This window comes from Paenibacillus sp. RC73, from assembly GCF_044908085.1.
In the GTDB taxonomy this organism is placed as follows: domain Bacteria; phylum Bacillota; class Bacilli; order Paenibacillales; family Paenibacillaceae; genus Paenibacillus; species Paenibacillus terrae_A.
The window spans coordinates 36,360-55,541 of sequence record NZ_JBIYCV010000007.1 but is presented as its reverse complement, the minus strand read 5'-3'; the positions used below and the strand labels follow the sequence as shown (position 1 = coordinate 55,541).

The following is a 19,182-nucleotide window of genomic DNA, read 5'->3' as shown; positions in this document are numbered from 1 at the left end:
GTGCGTACCTGGCAGTGGCTCTTATCCTTTAATCCCCGTTAAGGCAATCCCTTCCATAAAATACTTCTGTCCTATGGCAAACAAAATAATAGCAGGCAAGACAACAATTAAAGAAGCTGCCATCAAAACGCCCCATTGAGCCGAATATATTCCCTGAAACTGCTGTAGCCCAATCGCCAACGTAAATTTGCTCTCATCATTAAGATAAACCAGCGGTCCCATAAAATCATTCCATGTATTCAAAAATGTAAACAATCCGATAACCAAAATTGCCGACCTCGACAAAGGTAAAATAATGCGAGTAAAGATGGTAAAATGGTTGCCTCCATCCACAAATACAGCTTCATCCAGTTCTCGCGGAAGAGTCATGTAAAATTGTCTGAGCAAAAAGATATTAAAAACGCCTCCACCAAAAAACGAAGGTAACACCAGTGGAACGTACGAATTGACCATGCCTAATGCCTGCCAACCAATAAAAGACGGTATTAGCGTAACCGCAAACGGCAGCATCATGCTGCTTAATAGCACGGCAAATACCTTATCCCTTCCCTTCCATCTCATTCGTGCAAAGCTATAAGCAGAAATCGTACTCGACAGAAGTACACCCGCCAAAGTCTCTGCAACGACGATAAACGTATTCACAAAATAGCGCCCAAACGATAATTCTTCAAACGGCTGTAAAAAATTCTCGAATACAAAAGGCTCGGGAATCCATTTTGGCGGGATCAGGAAAATTTGGCTTAAATCCATCATGGAGCTTCGCACCAGCCAGTAAAAAGGAAACATGCAAAAAAGTGAGCCCACAATGAGAACTGTGTATAGCAACACCCTGCTCCAGCTCCAACCACGTTTTTTCATCCTCAAGCCCCCCCGCCTTCGTAATACACCCATTTTCGGGCCGTCTTGAACAGAAAGGCAGTGAATATCAAAACGACAATAAAGAGCACCCAGGCAATAGCACAGGCATAACCCATATTCGAAAACGTAAATGCCTCACGGAACAAATAAAATGTATAAAACAAGCTGGAGTTGTTGGGTCCGCCCTGTGTCATGACGTAAGGCTGAACAAACACCTGAAAGCCTCCAATGAAGCCCATAATCGTATTGAAGAAAATAGTGGGCGATGTCAATGGAATTGTAATATAGATAAGCTTGTGAAGAGCATTCCCACCGTCAATTTCAATGGCTTCATAATAATGTCTAGGTATATCCTGCAAGCCCGCCAGAAAAATAATCATGGTCCCTCCAACGGTCCATAAACTCATTAAAACAAGAGTAGGGACTACCGACCCTTCGCTATAAATCCATTGACTTTCGGGCAAATGCAGCGCACGCAGGACCACATTTAGCAAGCCAAGATCCGGATCAAACAGCCACATCCAAATCATAGACGATGCAATAAGTGGCACAATGGTCGGCAGGTAAAAAACAGTCCTGAAAAAAGCCAAACCTTTTACCTTTTGATTAAGTAATATCGCCAAAAAGAAAGCTACAATAATTTGAAGGGGCACACTCAGAAACACATAATAAAACGTAACCCCAAGCGATTTATAGAAAAACTGATCCGTTCCGTCAAATAATTGGATGTAATTATCCAGACCAATAAAATGGGCCTGTGAAGCAACCTTATAATCAGTAAGACTGAACCACAGACTGGCGATCATCGGTCCCAGAACAAAAATGACAAAGCCGAGAATAGCAGGGGCGGCAAAAAGCCACCCTAACCCATTTTCTCTCTTGCGAATAGAAGATAATGATTGCATTCTATCCCTCTCTTTCTGTCAAAACATTCACCCTATTCTTTCGGATACGTACCCTTAAATTCCGCGTTAGCCTTTGCGGAAACCTCCTTGAATGCTTGCTCCACCGTTTTCTTGCCTAGCCATACCTGATCCAACGCCGGGTTAATGATAGCATTGATTTTTTCCGAGTTTTTCAGATAATAGTCGTAAGAATTGACACCGTTATGCAGCGTTTGGTTCATGACAGCATCACGGTACCCATCCGCATGACCTGGTTTAACATCCGCCCATTTGCTAATCAAGTCTGGTTCGGTGTACCATTTTTTCATGACAGGCATCCACAATCCGCTAGAATGCATGTCAAGTCCGCTTTCAGCATCCAGCAAGAATTTATAAAACATCCATGCTTCTTCAGGATGTTTGGTTTTGGCAGAAATCACTTCCGGTTCGCCAAACAGGATCGTTTTGCTGCTTTTCAGTTTAGGTAACACGCCTACACCGAAATTCACCTTCGATTCTCCAAGATCCAGTTGAACCCACTGCCCATCCAGATCCATCGCTACACGTTTACTTTGCAGTGCTACGGCTGGGGAAGGTATATTTTTGGACTGCGTCGGCGACGGTGCCACATGATAAACGTTGATCAGATCAGCCATCTTCTGAACAGCTTCAATCACATCAGGATTCTCAAGATTAAGCGAGTCCCCTTTGTCTGAAATGACACTTGCGTTATTGGAAGGCACAAGCAGATGCCACATCCATGTGTCAAACCGAACTCCATACTGTTTAATGTTACTTGCATCGAAATTGGGACTGAGCGCATTATTTCCCGCTTTATCAATGGTGAGCTTTTGTGCGGTCTCTAAAAACTGCTCCCATGTCCAAGCCTCCTCAGTCTTTACTGGCGGCAAAGCAACACCAGCCTTATCAAACAAATCTTTATTGTAATAGAGCGCGAAGGCTTCCTCAGTTACCTTGATCCCTGCCACTTTGTCCTTATCCCAATAGATGACTGAATTAGGAATGAGACTTTCCTTCGTTAGCTCCTTATCCTCCTTCAAAAATTCATTTAAATTATATAGTTTGCCTTGTTCGGCCCATTGCAGAGCCTGTGCTTTATAAATGGGAAATACATCGGGTGCCTGATTGGCAGCAAACATCGTCGTTAATTTGGTAACGTAGTCCCCGGGGATATGCATATAGTTGATTTTGATCCACGGATATTTCTCTGTGAATTTTTTGGCGATTTCCTGTTGAACTTTCTTTTCATTGGTGCTCCCCCAACTGGCATAAGTCAGTGTCACTTGCTCGTGACCCTGCAAATCTACTGGCTTGCTGCTGCTCTCATTTGAACTACAGGCTGACATAAGCCCAACGATCAAGCACATGCAGACGATCCATAACTTTCGTTTTAACATGAGTAACGCCCCCAAACCGTTTATTTTTTTATCCTTTCGTTTGTTACTTCGTCACTAAACCCATTTTAGCAAACGCTTACATTATTAAAAGTCGTACTCTCATTGGATTGGTGTCATTTGATTAGATCTATGAATTTCTCCGATTCGAATCAGGACAAATGTCCCCTTGCCTGCTGGCGAGTGGAGCGTAACCCCATATTCCATCCCATATAACAGCCGTACTCTTCTGTCTACATTTTTAATGCCCGTTGAACGGATTTCTCCAGCTTGAATTCGGCGTATATGATCTTCTTGAATTCCTAATCCATTATCCTCGACTTTAAAACACACCAATTGCTTCTCGATCCAGGCTGTGATCCTAATCCGACCACCTGATTCCATTTCGGCGAAGCCGTGAATAATTGAATTCTCCACGAAAGGCTGTAAAAAAAGTTTGGGAACTTCCATCTGAAGCAAAACCGGATCAATATCATATTCCACCGTAAACTTGTCCTCAAAGCGATTCTGCATAATATAAATGTATTTTTCCAGCCAATTCAGATCTGTCTCCAAGCTCCATGTGTCGTTTTTGTTTCGGGTCGTAATTTGCAGCATTTCCGCCAGACTAATGATCATCTGCCCTAATCCTTGCTGTTTATGTTCTAATGCAATCCAATACATGGTCGTTAAGGTGTTATACAAAAAATGAGGATTAAGCTGTAGATTAAGTGCCATTAACTCCGACTCTTTGGCTCGCAGGCGTGATTTGTAATTTTCCTCGATTAAATCTTTAATTTTTTCATTCATTTGATTAAATCGGATCACCAGATCCCCTAGTTCATCATAGCCTCGTTCAGGAATTCGAATATCAAAATGCCCCTTCTCCATCACTTTCATCGCCTGTTTCATATCCGTGATGGGCTTGCTGATGTATACAGACAGTAAATAAGCAAGGATAACGGCAATGAGCATCATAAAGCCTAAAAAAAACAACGTGTAGGTGCGAATCGTCGACAGATGTTCCAATACATCTTCCATGGGAATAGCTATATAAGATACCCAGCCTGTTGTCTTCATCGCTTCGTAAACAAGTAGGATAGTTTGACCCTTAACGTTTACCATTTTCATCCCTTGTTCCGAAGTAATGGCATCCTTAAGCCAATCCGCCACGGGCTCTCCCTCTTGTTGCTGTAGGTCTGAACTAATGACCATCCCGTTTTTATCATGAATCATACCGTAGGATAGATGTGCAAATCCGCTACGGGCTGCGTAATCTTCAAAACCCCCTTTTAACAAGTCAGGACGGAAATTCAATATAAGTATTGGCTTTTCCTTTCCCTCCGGAAGCGTGTGGAAGGTTCCCGCATCATCTATTGCAGTCAAGTGAAGCTGCTTCACCACAGCAAATAAAGAACTAAACTCATAGGAGCCTCGTTTTAAATCCTGCTGATGAAATGTATCGGCATACGAATAGGCGGGAATCCACTTGGTAGCCCCCTCTGCTTCCACCGCCGTTGTCGCCAAGGGAGAAGAATAAAACGGCTGAACGGGAATATACATCCGATTGGTGCTTCCGTATGCATAATTTCGCGTCATAATCTGGGAAGCGTATACTTCCTCCATATTGCCAAAGTATCTGTACAAAATTTTCGTAATGCTGCGATCAGCTCGTAAAAGCGATGAAGAATCCGAAATATCCACGTCCGTAATGGTCTGAAGAAGGTCATGGTCGATCGGAATCATATCTACGGTTTTTTGAATAGCAGTTAGCTTGTTATCCAGCAGCTGGTTATTACTACGCAGAACGCTTGTAACGCTATCTGTTACGTTTGTAGTAATATTCCGTGCGCTCGTTTCGAAGTAAACAAAACCCAGGATCAAAACCATAAAACCAGACAACAAAAAATAGGACAGCATCAACTTCGTACGAAAGCTACTGTCCAAAAATTTTTGATACATATATTTAACTTGGCGCATCGTACCTTCCTTTCCCCTAACGATCAGTTGAATTTCCTGCGAAATTCTTCCGGTGTATGCATTACGTTTTTTTTGAAAACTTTAAAAAAATACTTGATATCTTTATAACCAACCTGTCTACTAATTTCTACGACCTTGGCGTCTGTATGCAGCAGTAAGTGCTGAGCCTTTTGCATCCTGAGCTTCACCATATATTCTGTGAACGAGAGTCCAAAATAATTTTTGAACAGAATACTAAAATAGGACGCATTATAGTGGAAGCGCCGGGCCACAATCTCCAGACTTAGGTCTTCATGTAGGTGCGTGTCCAGAAATTCCTTGCACTTTTTCATAATGGGTTCGCCTTTGGAACCGCTATGAAGCTCAAGGATCAGTTCTTTAAGCCATGATGCAACACGATCCTGGAGGTCCTGAAGACATGTGGCTTCCAAGACAGCTTTGTTCATCTGCTCCGAATGACGCGAGTAAAATTCTTCACTCCACCCTATATTTAACCTTTGTAAACTAACCAATAGGAGCTGTATCAATTTCGTTTTAAGCGCTTCAGGTGCAGGATACCCTTGCGTCATTCGTCCAATGAAATGTTGCACCCTATCCAATAGCTGATCGGTCTCTTCATTCGAGATAGCGCTTTCAATAAATTTCAAATTGGTCATTTGTTCGTGTGCGCTCATTTCCTGTACCGGCTGTTCATCATCTGAAACGACAAGGTCCAAACATCTGATGTGAGGGGTATAAAAACGCATGGAGATGAGGCGAACGGCCTTTTCGAGAGATTGGCTTATTTGCATCTCATCAAAATCAAAAGGTTGACCCCAAGCAGACCAGATCGAAATAGATTGCTGCTGCTCCATCTTTTCCAGTCCAACTTGAAGTGCACTTTTGGCCTCCTTACCTTCAACCCTGTCCTTCCAATTTACAACTGCGACCACATGCTCTTTATGGGATTCGAGTGGAAACACGACAGATGACGCCCAAGGCCGCAATATTTCAGCAACCGTATTACGGAGTAGGGAATCCCACTCATGAATATCCTCCGGGCGGGAGGCAGATGCTCCCAACGCGAGAACCTCTCCTAGCCCCTGCCATCCAAAGTGACTCTTTAACAGGCTTTTCTCGTGAGCCTGTAACTTGTCTGTCACCCATTTGCTAAACAAATGCTCCAAAAATGCAGGCATACTCTGCTCGATCTGGTTCAACGCCGTTCGATTTTCGCTGAGTGCTTCCTGTTCTTGTACAATTACCTTTTCCATGTGTTGAATCACTTCAATTAGCTTCTGCGATTGCACGGGTTTCACCAAATAATCATTCGCCCCGTACCGCACCGCCTGCTGTGCATAGCTAAATTCCTGGTAGACTGTCACTAAAATAACTTTGGTCTCATGCTGACCGGATGTTCTCAATTGTTGGAGATATTCAAGTCCATTCATAATCGGCATTTGAATATCTGTAAAAACGATCTGGATCGGTTTGGACAACGAAATGGTCAGAGCATCTTTCCCGTTCTTGGCTTCCCATACCTCGTATTCGGGACGTAAATCCCTGACCATGGCAGCCAACCCTCGACGCTGTCTAGTTTCATCATCTACAACAAGCACTCCCAGCGGGATCGAATTCACTGACTCCCCTCCTGTCGTTTTCATACACGCATGTTTTTTTCAGTATAACACTTACAGGTGGGGTCCAATCCTAATTTCTTTTTCGCTTCATACTGCGAATGGTTGTTTTCGTTTCCTGATCCACCCGGTATGATTCCGTGATCTTTTGCAAAGCTTTATTGAACGTAAAATCATCCAGTGTATTGTTTTTCAAGTAATTCATCGTCATCTCAGGCAGCTTGATATAACAGATAGATATTGCCCATGCGACCGCCATTTGTACATAATAATCCTCACGGTGGGTTTGATCCATCCATTGCAGTACCCGGATGATATACTCTTCCTCAATATAAAAATTCAGAAGCATGACCACGCCAAACCGAATTTCATATTCTTTTCTGGATGACAGATACGGCTGGATAAAGTCCCATACCCGTTCCTTATGATTTTTCGTACATTTTAATCCGGCGCAGAAGCTGTCACACACTGACCAATTATCAATTTTAGGAATAAAACTGGCGACGTAGCCCAAAACTTCCTCTATATCTGCTTTCACATAGCCAATCACCATACCTTGTAGCATTACTTCTTCGAAATGTTCACTTTCAGCGGTTTCAAGGTAGAGATGCCAATCGCCCTTGGCAATATCCTGAGCCAGCTTACGTAGTACCGGCAGACGTACGCCCAGCACATTATCAATATTCGGAAGCAATGCCGCCGTAAATTTTTGAAAATCTGAATCGACATATAATAGTATTTGTTCTCTGATTGTTGTTTTCACAATTCCCACTCCCTGATCCTTAACGAAATGAAATACTCCATAAATAAATAGAGGCCACCGAACCATAAGGCGAATAGACTCGACAGTACTCCTCGAATTGCTCCCTGGTAAGTGTATCCAGATTGTACAGCTTCATCATCCCCCGCCGAATAGCTATATCGCCCCAACTGACGACATCCGGACGTTCCATGGAATTAATCAGCATCATTTCAGCCGTCCACGGACCTATCCCATGCAGCGAGGACAGTTTTTGAATCACTTGTGTATCGGAGAGTTCATATAATTCCTGCAAATCCAACAAACCCTGCTCTATCGTTTGGGCTATATTCAGGATACAAGCCGCCTTTTTCATCGTTATACCACAGCTTTGAATAGCATCAACCGACTGGGTCGCTATATTTTCCGAATTCATCGCACCCAGCTTCTCCTGCATTCTTGCCCATATGGTTTGAACCGCCTTGGCAGAAATAAGCTGTCCCACAATCGCATGAACAAGCGCAGCGAACAGATCGGGAATAATCACTCGTTCAACCTTGCCCATTTGCGTCATTGCTGTACCGAGTACGGTATCCACATTTTTCAGATAATTGATTTCCTTCTCCCCATAGTCAAAATTTCTCGTGATCACAGTTTGCAAACTCAGCTTCCCCCTCTACAACCCTTATGCTGTCCCACCCACATTCCATTGGAATGAGGTCTATTCCAAACTCAGGGCTCAAATCCTTCACGGCTCACAAAAAGCTGTTCTTCAGGAAAAACGTTGCGAAATTGTTCGTAGACCGCCTTGTAGGCAGCCGGATGATACCAATCCTCCAGCCCTAACGGCTCGTACAGCGCACCGATATTTAAGCTTCGTGTACGCCTTCCTCCACTGCCGTCTCCCATAAAATAATCATCAATACAGATACGGTTGACCAGTGGCAAAAGCTTGTCCGCAAAATGTTCGCTACTTGGAAGCATCGGAGCGATTGTGGCTTGCGTCGGTACTCCTGCCTCTTTTAACAGTTGCAGCGTCTTGAAACGGGCCTGAATAGGGGGCGCATCCGGCGTAAAATGTTTGCGTATATCTTCGAGGTCTGTTTCTACCGTCATGCTCACCCGTACGCGATCCTCTAGTTGGAGCAACAGGTCGATATCCCGCCGTACAAGCGGACTGCGAGTCTGTACAAACAGGAAATCCGGCGGATCTTCCACCATCACCTCCAGCAGTGAACGGGTCACTTCTTCCTTGTACTCGACAGGTTGATAAGGATCTGTGCTGGAAGACATAAAAATAGTGACTTTCCCCCTGGATTTGGCCCGCCGAAGCTCCTTGCGAAGAATATCTGCCGCCTGCTTTTTAATATCAACCCATGTTCCCCAAGCTTCCTTACGGAACGTGGAGACTGGCATTTGGCGCACATAGCAATACGAGCAACCAAATGTGCAGCCTGTATACGGATTTAGCGAGTGCGTATACCCGGACAAGAAGCCTGTTCCTTTATTCAGAAGGGTATTGGGGGATTTGTATATATGATGTGCTTCCATGGTTAACCTCTTTCAAGCTGCAAAAGCTTTACTTTCATGTCCAAACCACCGCGATATCCGGTTAAAGCACCATTTTTGCCGATGACCCGATGGCATGGGACGGTGACCAGAATCGGGTTAGCACCGATTGCAGCCCCCACCGCCCGAACAGAGGCAGGCTTTTGGATAGCGTGGGCAATGTCTGAGTAGGATTGTGTCTCTCCATACGGAATGCCACACAGCGCGTTCCAGACCGCCATTTGAAACGCAGTCCCCCGAAAGTCAAAAGGAACGGTAAAACTTGTGCGTTTCCCTTGAAAGTATTCCATTAGTTCTGTGGCATAGGGCTGCAAGACCTCATCATCTTCAACCAATGGACTGCCAGGAAATCGGCTTCCTGCCCACAAAGCCAATTCCTCTAAAGGTTTATCGGGTGAGCCTACATAACATAATCCATCCGGTGTAGCTGCAATATATAAATTCCAATCTTCATGGGTTAACAATGACCAATAGATCGTTTTAGGGGTTTGGGTTAACATGATGTATACCTCCATTTTGTAATTTTTCTGATTTAAGGTGGCGATATTGCAAAGGCGTGTAGCCTGTATTCTTTTTAAATAACGTAGAAAAGTAAGGGGTATTGGACAGACCTACGCTCTCCCCTACTTCCGCAACTGACTTATCCGAGTTCATTAGCTGTTGCTTGGCTTGTTCCAATCTGGTTTGCTGTATATATTCCATCGGGGTTATATCCATGACCCGCTTGAAGGTACGATGTAAATGGTAAGGGCTCCCATGACTCATTTCTGCAAGCAAGTGCAGCGTTAAATTTTCCTTATAGTTAGAATCCACATACTCTGTAACCAACGCAATCCATTCATGATCAGGCAAGCGTTGCCCCGTCGGTTTACACCTTTTGCATGGTCGAAAATGCTCCGCTAAAGCCTGTTCTGCTGTTTTGAATAAGCGGATGTTTTCTCTTTTGGGAGGGCGGGATTTGCAGGAGGGGCGACAAAATATTCCTGTTGTCCTCACAGCATAAAAAAATTCACCATCATAAGACTTGTCGTTCTCCACAATAGCTTTCCACTTCTCGCTAGTTATGGGCAACTCGGATTTCTTCATTACATTCACCTCTCATTTGCGATGTAGCCTCCCACATATCTATGTTTAAATTATAAACCAAACAGTGAACATATGTACCCCTCTTGGAATGTAAAGGCAAGATAACGAAAAAAGATGACTCCATCGGAGCCACCTATTCATAAAAACCAGCTAACCTGATAATACGCAAAGCCGCCTCTTCGGTTATAGGTTTGTATCCTACTAACCCCGAAAAGAGCGGCTTGTTCAACTCACTAAATCACTTATTCTGGTTATTCAACAGACGTATTCAGGCAATTCCCTCTTACTCATTCGTACCGCCGAACAGTTTTAACAGTGGGTCCTGCATCTGCACCTGTCCTTTGGTGGTTGGAAGGATTTCTGAATAAGCGGAAGAATTCGTAACGATAATCGGCGTAATCGTAGGGTAGCCTTCTGCCCTGATCTGCTCAACGTCAAATTCGAGCAGAAGGTCCCCCGCTTTTACCTGGTCGCCTTCTTTGATATGGGAGATAAAATGTTTACCGTCCAGCCTAACCGTGTCTACTCCCACATGAATCAGAATTTCTGCGCCTTGGGGCGAAACAACCGCAAGCGCATGTTTTTTCTTGAACGCCACGGTAATCGTCCCGTCGAAAGGGGCTACAACTTTGCCCGATGTCGGTTCGATGGCGACGCCTTTACCCATAGCCTCCGACGCAAATGCGGGATCGGGAACTTCCGAGAGGGAGACAACGGTTCCTTCAATCGGACTAAATACCTCTTCGTTAGAAACATCTGTTGTATGAACTGGTTCTTTAGTCGAATTTTCGGGTGATTCTTCCGCTTCAACCGGATCTTCAAACCCTAAAATATAAGTCAGAATGGCTGAAACCAGAAACGATACCGAAATTCCTAAAATCAGTCCCGGGAAGCCTTGTCCGCCGGGGCCGTAGAAGATGGGCAAGGTCAGCAGTCCCGGCGCGCCGGAAGCGAATGCTTGCGTTCCCGCTTGGCCGATAATTGCACCACCGATAGCACCGCCGATAATACCTGCAATAAACGGACGTTTCAGCGGAAGCGTGACTCCATATACGGCTGGTTCTGTGATACCGAACAATGCGGTAAGCGTAGCGGAACCCGCCAAGGTCTTCAACTTTTTATTTTTTGTTTTAAGCATGACACCAAACGCAGCACCGGTTTGAGCGAAGATGGAAGCCGCAGCGGAAGGTTTGATTCCGTCTCTTCCGTTCACAGCAATGTTATTAATAAATACAGGTACGAGACCCCAATGGACGCCGAAAATAACGAGAATTTGCCAGCAAGCACCCATGATTGCGCCAGCCAACAACGGGCTGAAGCCGAACGCGGCAATGAGTCCAGTTGCGATGCCGTTGCCCACGTAGACCCCGAATGGACCAAACACGATCAAAGTCAGAGGAAGCATAATCACGAGCAGGATCAATGGCGTAATAAAATTTTTGACGCTTTCATGGATCAACCGGTTACACAGTTTTTCCAGCTTGCTCATGACAATGATAGCAATAATAATGGGAATAACCGTAGACGAATAACTCATCATGACAATTGGAATACCGAAAAAGTCAGTAGGTGTACCTTCCGTTTTCAACGTGACGATGGACGGGTAAAGCAATCCTCCGGCAATCGTCAGGGCAACGAAGATGTTACCTTCAAATTTCCGGGCCGTTGTAACCGCTAACAGGAGGGGCAGAAAATAAAACAGACTATCCGCGGCAGCCAGCAAAATAATGTAGGTAGTGTCCTTTGGTGTCAGCCATCCAGCGTTGCTGGCAATAAGCAGCAGGCCTTTCAGAATACCGGCTCCCGCCATGACTCCGAGTAGCGGTGCAAAAATACTGGAAACAACGTCTATAATGGCACCGAAGCCTTTGTTGGCTTTAGCAGGTTTTTCATCTTTTTTGGACTCGTCCAAAATGTTGGATACCTTGCTGATAGCACTGTATACTTCCGGTACTTTGTTACCGACTACGACCTGAAACTGACCACCGCTCTGCTTAACCGTGATGATCCCATCGGTTTTTTCCAGTTTTTCTTTGTCCGCTTTCGCCTCGTCCTTTAGCACAAAACGCAAGCGGGTGGCACAGTGTACGAGGGATACCACATTTTTTTCACCACCTACCAGGTCAACAATTTCCTTAGCCAATTTTTCATAACTCATGCTAGACACCTCCATGTTCTAATGGGCATTTTACGTATTTAGGCACACAAAAAACCTAAGCCTTGAAAAATGGTGGGCGCTTTTTGTCCCGCAATTTTTCATGACTTAGGTTTTGCCTGCATAACCAGTAACAATCCCAGTTAAAGCTGTATTAAATTCCTGTTGTTCTCATAATATAATTAATCAACCATATCTGTCAATAAAAATATTTACCCATATATTCTCTATCCTGTTTGCAGGAAAAATCCAGCTTATCTGTTAACCACCCGCTCAATATGCACGGTCAGATACAGCTTTTCTTCGTTCGTCAATTCGTGGTTGTATTCTTTTTCCACAAAAGCTCCGATTTTCTCCGTGCAAGCAGCCGCGTCTCTGTGCTTTTCCTTGATCATGTCATACAAATGATCGTAGTTGTTTTCGTAGTGATTCCCCTTAAACACACGCTGGGCGAAAAATTTCAGATGCGTAATAAAGCGGAAATAACTCAGAGAGTCCTCGTCAAAATCGACCTTAAAATGATATTTTGCAATATTGATAATTTGCTGCATAAATTTTGTAATACTCATTGTGGTGATAACTTCCTCGTTCATTTCGGCATTCACGATGTGAATCGCGATAAAAGCCGCTTCGTCCACAGGCAGTTCAATATCGAGCTTTTGTTTAATTTGTTCTAGCGTTTTCAGACCGATCGCAAATTCTTCTTTGTACAACTGCTTGACTTCCCACAATAACGCGTTTTTGATCTCCAATCCTTCCTGGTATCTTTCAACGGCGAAATTGATGTGGTCAGTCAAGGAAACATAAATATTTTCGTTCAGCTTTTTGTTTAAATTGTGCTTGGCATCATTAATGATCTCTTCCACAATCACAATCAGTTCCAGCGGAACCTCACGCAGCAGCATTTTGAAGTTGTCGGACGTCTGCTTGTTTTTCAGGGCAAATACTTTCTGAATTCTGGTTTCATCTACTTTTTCTCCAGGCTTTTTCTTAAAAGCAACCCCGCGGCCCATCACCACGAGTTCTGTACCGTCCGTCTGGTAGACACTAATTACATTATTGTTGATGACCTTTGCTATTTTCATCTCGATCCCCCGTTCCATATGCCAGCAAGAGCCACACCTATTCCATCCTGTTTCTGACAAACAGAAAAAACCAAAGCTCAACAAATAAACAAGACTGTAATATCCGCTTATTCGTGGCTTAGGTTTTGCCTGCCTATGCAGTAACAATCCTAAAAATGATGGAATTGCGTCAAGTATAGCCCGAAGAGGGTCGATTGTCAACGCTTTCAACCAAGAAACGAAGACCGGACATCCCCATACTTACGGGATGTCCGATCTATTTTCTTGTGGGACGTTACTCTCCCAGATTCTCGCCATCGGAATGAATTACGTTTTTGTACCAGTGGAAGCTTTTCTTTTTAATCCGGTTCAGCGAGCCGTTGCCTTCGTTATCCCGGTCCACATAAATATAGCCGTAGCGTTTTTTCATCTCTCCAGAGGAAGCGCTGACGATGTCAATAGGACCCCAACTCGTATAACCGATAATCTCAACCCCATCCTGAAGAGCCTCGCCCATTTCCGCAATATGCCGCTTCAAATAGTCGATCCGGTAATCGTCGTTGACTTCTCCTTCAGGAGAAACCACGTCGTTGGCACCAAAGCCGTTTTCCACCACAAACAGAGGCTTTTGGTAGCGGTCGTGCAATTGGTTTGCCGTGATACGGAACCCCTTCGGATCAATCGTCCAGCCCCAATCGGACTTGTCCAGATACGGGTTGGATACGGAGCCAAACACATTGCCGCTCGTCATGTTTTTGACAACTTCCGGGTCTGTGCTGGTCGTCCGGCTAGAATAATAACTGAATCCGATATAGTCAACGGTATGATGCTTCAAAATGTCCGCGTCGTCCGGTTCCATCTCGATGGAGAGTCCATGATCCTTGAAGAAGCGCTTCGCATAACCAGGATATTCCCCGCGTGACTGCACGTCAATGAAGAAGTAGGACTCGCGGTCTTTTTCCATTCCTTGATAAACATCTTCGGGATTACACGTATACGGATAGAAGCTGCCGGCAGCCAGCATACAGCCAATCTTGGCGTCTGGAATGATCTCGTGGCACGCTTTTACAGCCAATGCACTTGCAACAAGCTGGTGATGTGCAGCCTGATACTGAATTTGTTTGACGTTTTCACCTTCTTGAAATACAAGCCCGGCACCAATAAACGGCAAATGGAGCAGCATGTTAATTTCGTTGAACGTCATCCAATATTTCACTTTATCTTTGTAACGGGCGAATACTGTTTTGGCATATGTTTCAAACAAAGCAACCAGTTTTCGGCTTCGCCAGCTGCCGTATTTATCAATCAGATTTACCGGTACGTCAAAATGAGCGAGGGTAACCACTGGCTGGATGCCATGTTTAAGCAATTCGTCGAACAGATCATCGTAAAATTGTAACCCGGCTTCATTCGGCGTGGCGTCTTCTCCCGTTGGGAAAATACGGGCCCAGGCAATGGAAACACGCAGCGCCTTGAAACCCATTTCCGCAAATAACGCAATATCCTCGCGATAGCGATGGTAAAAATCAATCGCTCCGTGAGAAGGATAGAATTCGCCTTCGAGCGGAATGAGCGAGGGAACATTCCCCTGCATGATACTTCTTCTTTTCTCTCCAGTCGGCAACAGATCCACCAGGCTCAATCCTTTGCCGTCTTCCAGATAAGCACCCTCGGCCTGATTGGCAGCAAGAGCACCACCCCATAAAAAGTCTTTCGGAAAAATAAAGCTGGACATAAACGTTCTCCTTCCAAATGTGTGATGGGGGAAAGCCGAAAGGGGTTGGAGAAATAAAAAAACCCAAACTAGCCCAGATACACGTGTAGTGTAGACAAGCCGGTTCAGGTTATGCCCTAACGGTAACATCCCATGAAAAGGTTATACGTATTTGATTGAAACTCTAACAAAGATTTGGAAGCCTGTCAAATTGATTTGATGCTACAATCGACAAATATATAGTTATTTCCACTAGTTTCGCTGTCTCATCGCCTCAAAAAGCAGCACCGTGGAGGCCATCGCTGCGTTCAGCGATTCCGCCTGCCCCTGCATCGGGATGAACACCGATTCATCCACCATACGTGCGGTAGCAGCGGAAATACCTTGGCCTTCGTTCCCAATCACAAACCAAGTAGAAACACGCAAATCAACGGCATAGCACGACAGACTTGCGTCCAGCGAGGTGCTGATCAGTCGGGCACCTTTGCTTTTAGCCTGTGGCAAAAGCTCCTCCAGACTGCCCTCAATCACGGGCAGGTGAAAAAACGATCCCATCGTAGAGCGGATCGTCTTCGGGTTGTACAGGTCGGCGCAGCCGTGACCCAGAATGACGCCTGCGGCTCCGGCGGCGTCGGCACTACGGATGATGGTGCCTACATTGCCGGGGTCCTGTACCCCGTCCAGCACCATCACCAGCGCATCCGGCTGCTCCAGCAACGCCGGGAATGCGCCGCGCTCCTCCTTGTGCACGATAGCAAAAACGGACTGCGGTGTCTTCGTATCGGTGCATTTGGCAATGACCGCCGCCGACACGGGAACCCATTCCACCGGCTGGTCTGCTTGGTCCAGGCCATTCAACTCGGCAGGAATGCCCTTGTCCAAATCATAGGCAACGCTTTCGACAACCGCGTTCGAACGCAGCGCTTCCTGCACCAGATGAATGCCCTCGACGATATATTTATGCTGCCGGGTGCGATGCTTTTTTTCCAGCAGTTGTGCCCATTCTTTTACACGTGTATTGTTTGGTGAAATGATTTCCATTCGTTATCCGTCCGTTCCTTTATAAATAAATGATTTATCATCACACTGCAAAAGCTAGCTCCAGCTTGGTTAAATCATCCTTGTGGCCTACAATAACAAGCACATCCCCCGTCTCCAGCCGATCTTCAGCATAAGGGGAGATATTCATTTCCTGATCTCGGCGAATCGCCATCACGTTACAGCCAAAACGAGCGCGTATATCAAGTTCCTTCAAATTTTTTCCTATCATGGAATCTGCGGCTTTTATCTCCAGAATACTATAATCCTTGGACAGCTCAATATAATCCAGAATATTCGGGGACGTCAAATGATGGGCTACTCGTAACCCCATGTCCCGCTCAGGATAAACCACCTTATCCGCGCCTATTTTTTGCAGCACTTTCCCGTGCAATTCATTTTGCGCTTTTACGATCAGAGCTGGCACCCCCATATCCTTGAGGATTAATGTCGTCAATATACTTGCCTGTATATCTTCGCCAATCGCCACCACAATGACATCAAAATTACGGATGCCAAGTGCTCGTAACGCTTCCTCATCCGTCGAATCGGCAGATACTGCATGTGTCACAATATTCGACATTTCCTGTGTGCGCTGCTCGTCCGAATCAATCGCCAGCACGTCAAAACCCATTTCGCTCAATGCAGTGGCAACACTGGAGCCAAAACGACCCATGCCGATTACCGCATACTGCTTCTTAGCCATTCCTTCCTTACCTCCCGATCACCATACTGTCCGTCATAGTATAGCATAACCCGCCAAAAACATAAATTTGGCATGCTTATGCCAAATGCTTCTTCATGTATACCGGGCAGCAGCCCAAGCCATAATACATCCGACAACGATTACAAACATACGGGAGGTACACATGCCCATTACACTGGATTTACGACAAGCCATTGTTCACAAAGTTCACGGCAAATCAGAAGCTGATCTTACCGATATGATTATCGGGTCAGTGGATGGACCAGAGGCCGCTTTGCCCGGATTGGGTGTCATTCTTGAGGTGGCATGGAAGCACATGAACCAGACCCAGCAACAAGAGTTTGTCCACCTGGCACATGAGCAGCTTGATAAAATCAAGCCCGTCCCGCTAACCTAAGTCCTATATTCAAACTTTTGTTCAATCCTGCTTCATCCTACTGGCCGTATACGAGAATAGTCCACTCGCCGTAACACCGAGTGGACTATTCGTTGTACAGATCAAATAACAATTTTCATTCCTGTCCTGCTTATCAAATCCTAATCTTATGGAGCCATCTCCAAAAACTTAGCTGTAGGATTTTTCTCTATAGCTGTCCGCATCGCATACTCATTTTCGAACAAGGCAACATAATTGCCCTTCTTGTCCTTCACCAACGTAGAGTTAATACGGAATTTGCTTGGATCAATCTGATCATCCACAATCCAGCGTGCAAACTGGAATGGCATACGCTGAAGCTGTACATCAACTCCATATTCACCCTTCATGCGGTACTCAAATACTTCAAATTGCAGTTGACCGACAACGCCCAGCAACGTATCGTCAAAGCTTACCGTACGGAACACCTGAATCATACCTTCCTCGGTCAACTGGTCAATACCCTTCAAATACTGCTTGTGCTTCAAGGCATTTTTCACCGTTACCTTGGCAAAAATCTCAGGCGAGAAGGTTGGCAACTCATCAAATACAACCTCTCCACCTTGACTAAGGGAATCCCCAATACGAAAAATACCCGGATCAAACAAGCCGATAATATCGCCCGGGAAAGCTTCCTCGACAATATCGCGGTCCTGCGCGAGAAACTGCTGTGGTTGGGACAACTTAATCTCCTTGCCCATCCGTACATGCTTAACACTCATCCCCCGTTGGAACTTACCAGACACAATACGCAGGAATGCGATGCGGTCACGGTGAGCCGGGTTCATGTTTGCTTGAATTTTAAATACATAGCCGGTAAATTTCTCGTTCGTCGGCTCGATTTCCCCCGCTGTACTGTGACGCGGCTCCGGCTTAGGGGCAAGCTGAAGAAAGTTTTCCAAAAACGTTTGAACTCCAAAGTTATTAATCGCACTACCGAAGAATACAGGCGTTAATTCCCCGCGCTGTACTTTCTCCATGTCAAAAGGGTCACCCGCAACATCGAGTAACTCCAGATCCTGACACAATTGGTCATGCAAATATTCACCCGCCATTTCGCGAATGATTGGATCATTGTAACCCTCCACTTTTTGTACCTTGATCGTGGAATGGTCGTCTCCCTGAAACAGCTCGACCTGATTTTTGACACGGTCATAGACACCACACAACTCACGTCCTGTACCAATTGGCCAGTTCATAGGCACCGAACGGATGCCGAGCACCTGCTCCAGCTCCTCCATCAGATCAAAAGGACTGCGTCCCTCACGGTCCAGCTTGTTAATGAAGGTGAAAATCGGAATGCCACGCTTGGCACAAACCTGAAACAGCTTAATCGTTTGCGCTTCCACACCCTTCGCTACATCAATCAGCATGACTGCGCTATCCGCTGCTGTTAATGTACGATAAGTGTCTTCACTAAAATCCTGGTGACCTGGGGTGTCCAGAATGTTAATGCGATGCCCATTATAATCAAATTGCATAACTGAGGATGTGACCGAAATTCCCCGCTGCTTTTCAATCTCCATCCAGTCACTCGTGGCGTGCTTGCTTGCCTTACGCGCTTTAACTGAACCGGCAAGACGAATCGCGCCCCCGAACAGCAGCAGCTTCTCCGTCAGTGTCGTTTTCCCCGCATCCGGGTGAGAAATAATCGCAAACGTGCGCCGTTTGTCGACTTCCTGTTGAAGTATATCCAGTGTTTTACTCATTTCACATATCCCTTCATGATCAAATCCATTGCGTTCCTGCTCAAGCTATTCATAAAAAGGCCATGATGCACGCCTGTTTTCGTAATTTCATCGGTGCTATCGGTTTCTTTACCGTTAGATCCAGTATTCGGCGTACTCCGTTACCATATTCATTATAAATACGATCTATTTACATGTTTTAGCCTGCCTTTAACGTATAATCAGTTGCAAACTGAAAACCTGAGACTAAGTTATTATAGCACACTCCGAACGCAA

General features: G+C 45.3%; 16 protein-coding genes and 1 pseudogene. 1 reads left to right on the top strand and 16 read right to left on the bottom strand.

All coding sequences use genetic code 11. From position 1 onward, the window contains the following. Positions 1-21 precede the first annotated feature (21 nt). The 15 genes and pseudogenes from ABH897_RS17525 to ABH897_RS17455 all read right to left on the bottom strand — a co-directional run. Positions 22-858, bottom strand: a complete 837-nt coding sequence (locus tag ABH897_RS17525) for a carbohydrate ABC transporter permease (RefSeq protein WP_404592506.1) — start codon at positions 856-858, stop codon at positions 22-24. Positions 859-860: 2 nt separating this feature from the next. Further along, positions 861-1,763 (bottom strand): carbohydrate ABC transporter permease, encoded by a 903-nt coding sequence (locus ABH897_RS17520; protein ID WP_283657299.1) that lies wholly within the window; start codon positions 1,761-1,763, stop codon positions 861-863. Positions 1,764-1,795: 32 nt separating this feature from the next. Beyond that, complete coding sequence (locus tag ABH897_RS17515; RefSeq protein ID WP_283653217.1) at positions 1,796-3,160, bottom strand: ABC transporter substrate-binding protein; 1,365 nt, start codon at positions 3,158-3,160, stop codon at positions 1,796-1,798. Between the two features lie 99 nt (positions 3,161-3,259). Further along, positions 3,260-5,116, bottom strand: a complete 1,857-nt coding sequence (locus ABH897_RS17510) for a sensor histidine kinase (RefSeq protein ID WP_283653218.1) — start codon at positions 5,114-5,116, stop codon at positions 3,260-3,262. A gap of 23 nt (positions 5,117-5,139) precedes the next feature. Continuing rightward, the gene (locus ABH897_RS17505; RefSeq protein ID WP_404592505.1) at positions 5,140-6,735 is read right to left on the bottom strand and encodes a response regulator transcription factor; all 1,596 of its coding nucleotides are present in this window, start codon (positions 6,733-6,735) and stop codon (positions 5,140-5,142) included. Between the two features lie 70 nt (positions 6,736-6,805). Continuing rightward, complete coding sequence (locus ABH897_RS17500; protein WP_283653220.1) at positions 6,806-7,495, bottom strand: DNA alkylation repair protein; 690 nt, start codon at positions 7,493-7,495, stop codon at positions 6,806-6,808. 19 nt (positions 7,496-7,514) lie between these two features. After that, positions 7,515-8,132: a DNA-3-methyladenine glycosylase family protein gene (locus ABH897_RS17495; protein ID WP_283653221.1), complete on the bottom strand. Its 618-nt coding sequence runs from the start codon at positions 8,130-8,132 to the stop codon at positions 7,515-7,517. 71 nt (positions 8,133-8,203) lie between these two features. After that, positions 8,204-9,022 (bottom strand): SPL family radical SAM protein, encoded by an 819-nt coding sequence (locus ABH897_RS17490; RefSeq protein WP_404592504.1) that lies wholly within the window; start codon positions 9,020-9,022, stop codon positions 8,204-8,206. Positions 9,023-9,024: 2 nt separating this feature from the next. Continuing rightward, positions 9,025-9,540, bottom strand: a complete 516-nt coding sequence (locus tag ABH897_RS17485) for a methylated-DNA--[protein]-cysteine S-methyltransferase (RefSeq protein WP_404519517.1) — start codon at positions 9,538-9,540, stop codon at positions 9,025-9,027. Beyond that, positions 9,521-10,126, bottom strand: a complete 606-nt coding sequence (locus ABH897_RS17480; RefSeq protein ID WP_283653224.1) for a bifunctional transcriptional activator/DNA repair enzyme AdaA — start codon at positions 10,124-10,126, stop codon at positions 9,521-9,523. Before ABH897_RS17480 ends, ABH897_RS17485 begins: the two co-directional genes overlap by 20 nt. Positions 10,127-10,409: 283 nt before the next feature. Continuing rightward, the gene (locus ABH897_RS17475) at positions 10,410-12,284 is read right to left on the bottom strand and encodes a beta-glucoside-specific PTS transporter subunit IIABC (protein ID WP_404592503.1); all 1,875 of its coding nucleotides are present in this window, start codon (positions 12,282-12,284) and stop codon (positions 10,410-10,412) included. Between the two features lie 251 nt (positions 12,285-12,535). Continuing rightward, a complete protein-coding gene (gene licT / locus ABH897_RS17470; protein WP_404519515.1) occupies positions 12,536-13,366 on the bottom strand; it encodes a BglG family transcription antiterminator LicT in 831 nt (276 codons plus the stop codon). A gap of 274 nt (positions 13,367-13,640) precedes the next feature. Then, positions 13,641-15,080 carry a 6-phospho-beta-glucosidase gene (locus tag ABH897_RS17465; RefSeq protein WP_404519513.1) on the bottom strand — a complete coding sequence of 480 codons (1,440 nt, stop codon included), beginning with the start codon at positions 15,078-15,080 and terminating at the stop codon, positions 13,641-13,643. 231 nt (positions 15,081-15,311) lie between these two features. Then, the gene (locus ABH897_RS17460) at positions 15,312-16,100 is read right to left on the bottom strand and encodes a TrmH family RNA methyltransferase (RefSeq protein WP_404592502.1); all 789 of its coding nucleotides are present in this window, start codon (positions 16,098-16,100) and stop codon (positions 15,312-15,314) included. A gap of 40 nt (positions 16,101-16,140) precedes the next feature. Further along, positions 16,141-16,806 (bottom strand): annotated as a pseudogene (locus ABH897_RS17455) (potassium channel family protein); the annotation flags it as partial. Positions 16,807-16,966: 160 nt separating this feature from the next. Between ABH897_RS17455 and ABH897_RS17450 the strand changes: the two are divergent. Then, on the top strand, positions 16,967-17,200 hold the full coding sequence (locus ABH897_RS17450; protein ID WP_044648543.1) for a small acid-soluble spore protein SspI: 234 nt from the start codon (positions 16,967-16,969) through the stop codon (positions 17,198-17,200). A gap of 146 nt (positions 17,201-17,346) precedes the next feature. On the opposite strand, the gene ABH897_RS17445 is transcribed toward ABH897_RS17450, so the two are convergent. Continuing rightward, positions 17,347-18,927: a peptide chain release factor 3 gene (locus ABH897_RS17445; RefSeq protein WP_044648542.1), complete on the bottom strand. Its 1,581-nt coding sequence runs from the start codon at positions 18,925-18,927 to the stop codon at positions 17,347-17,349. Between the last annotated feature and the right edge of the window lie 255 nt (positions 18,928-19,182).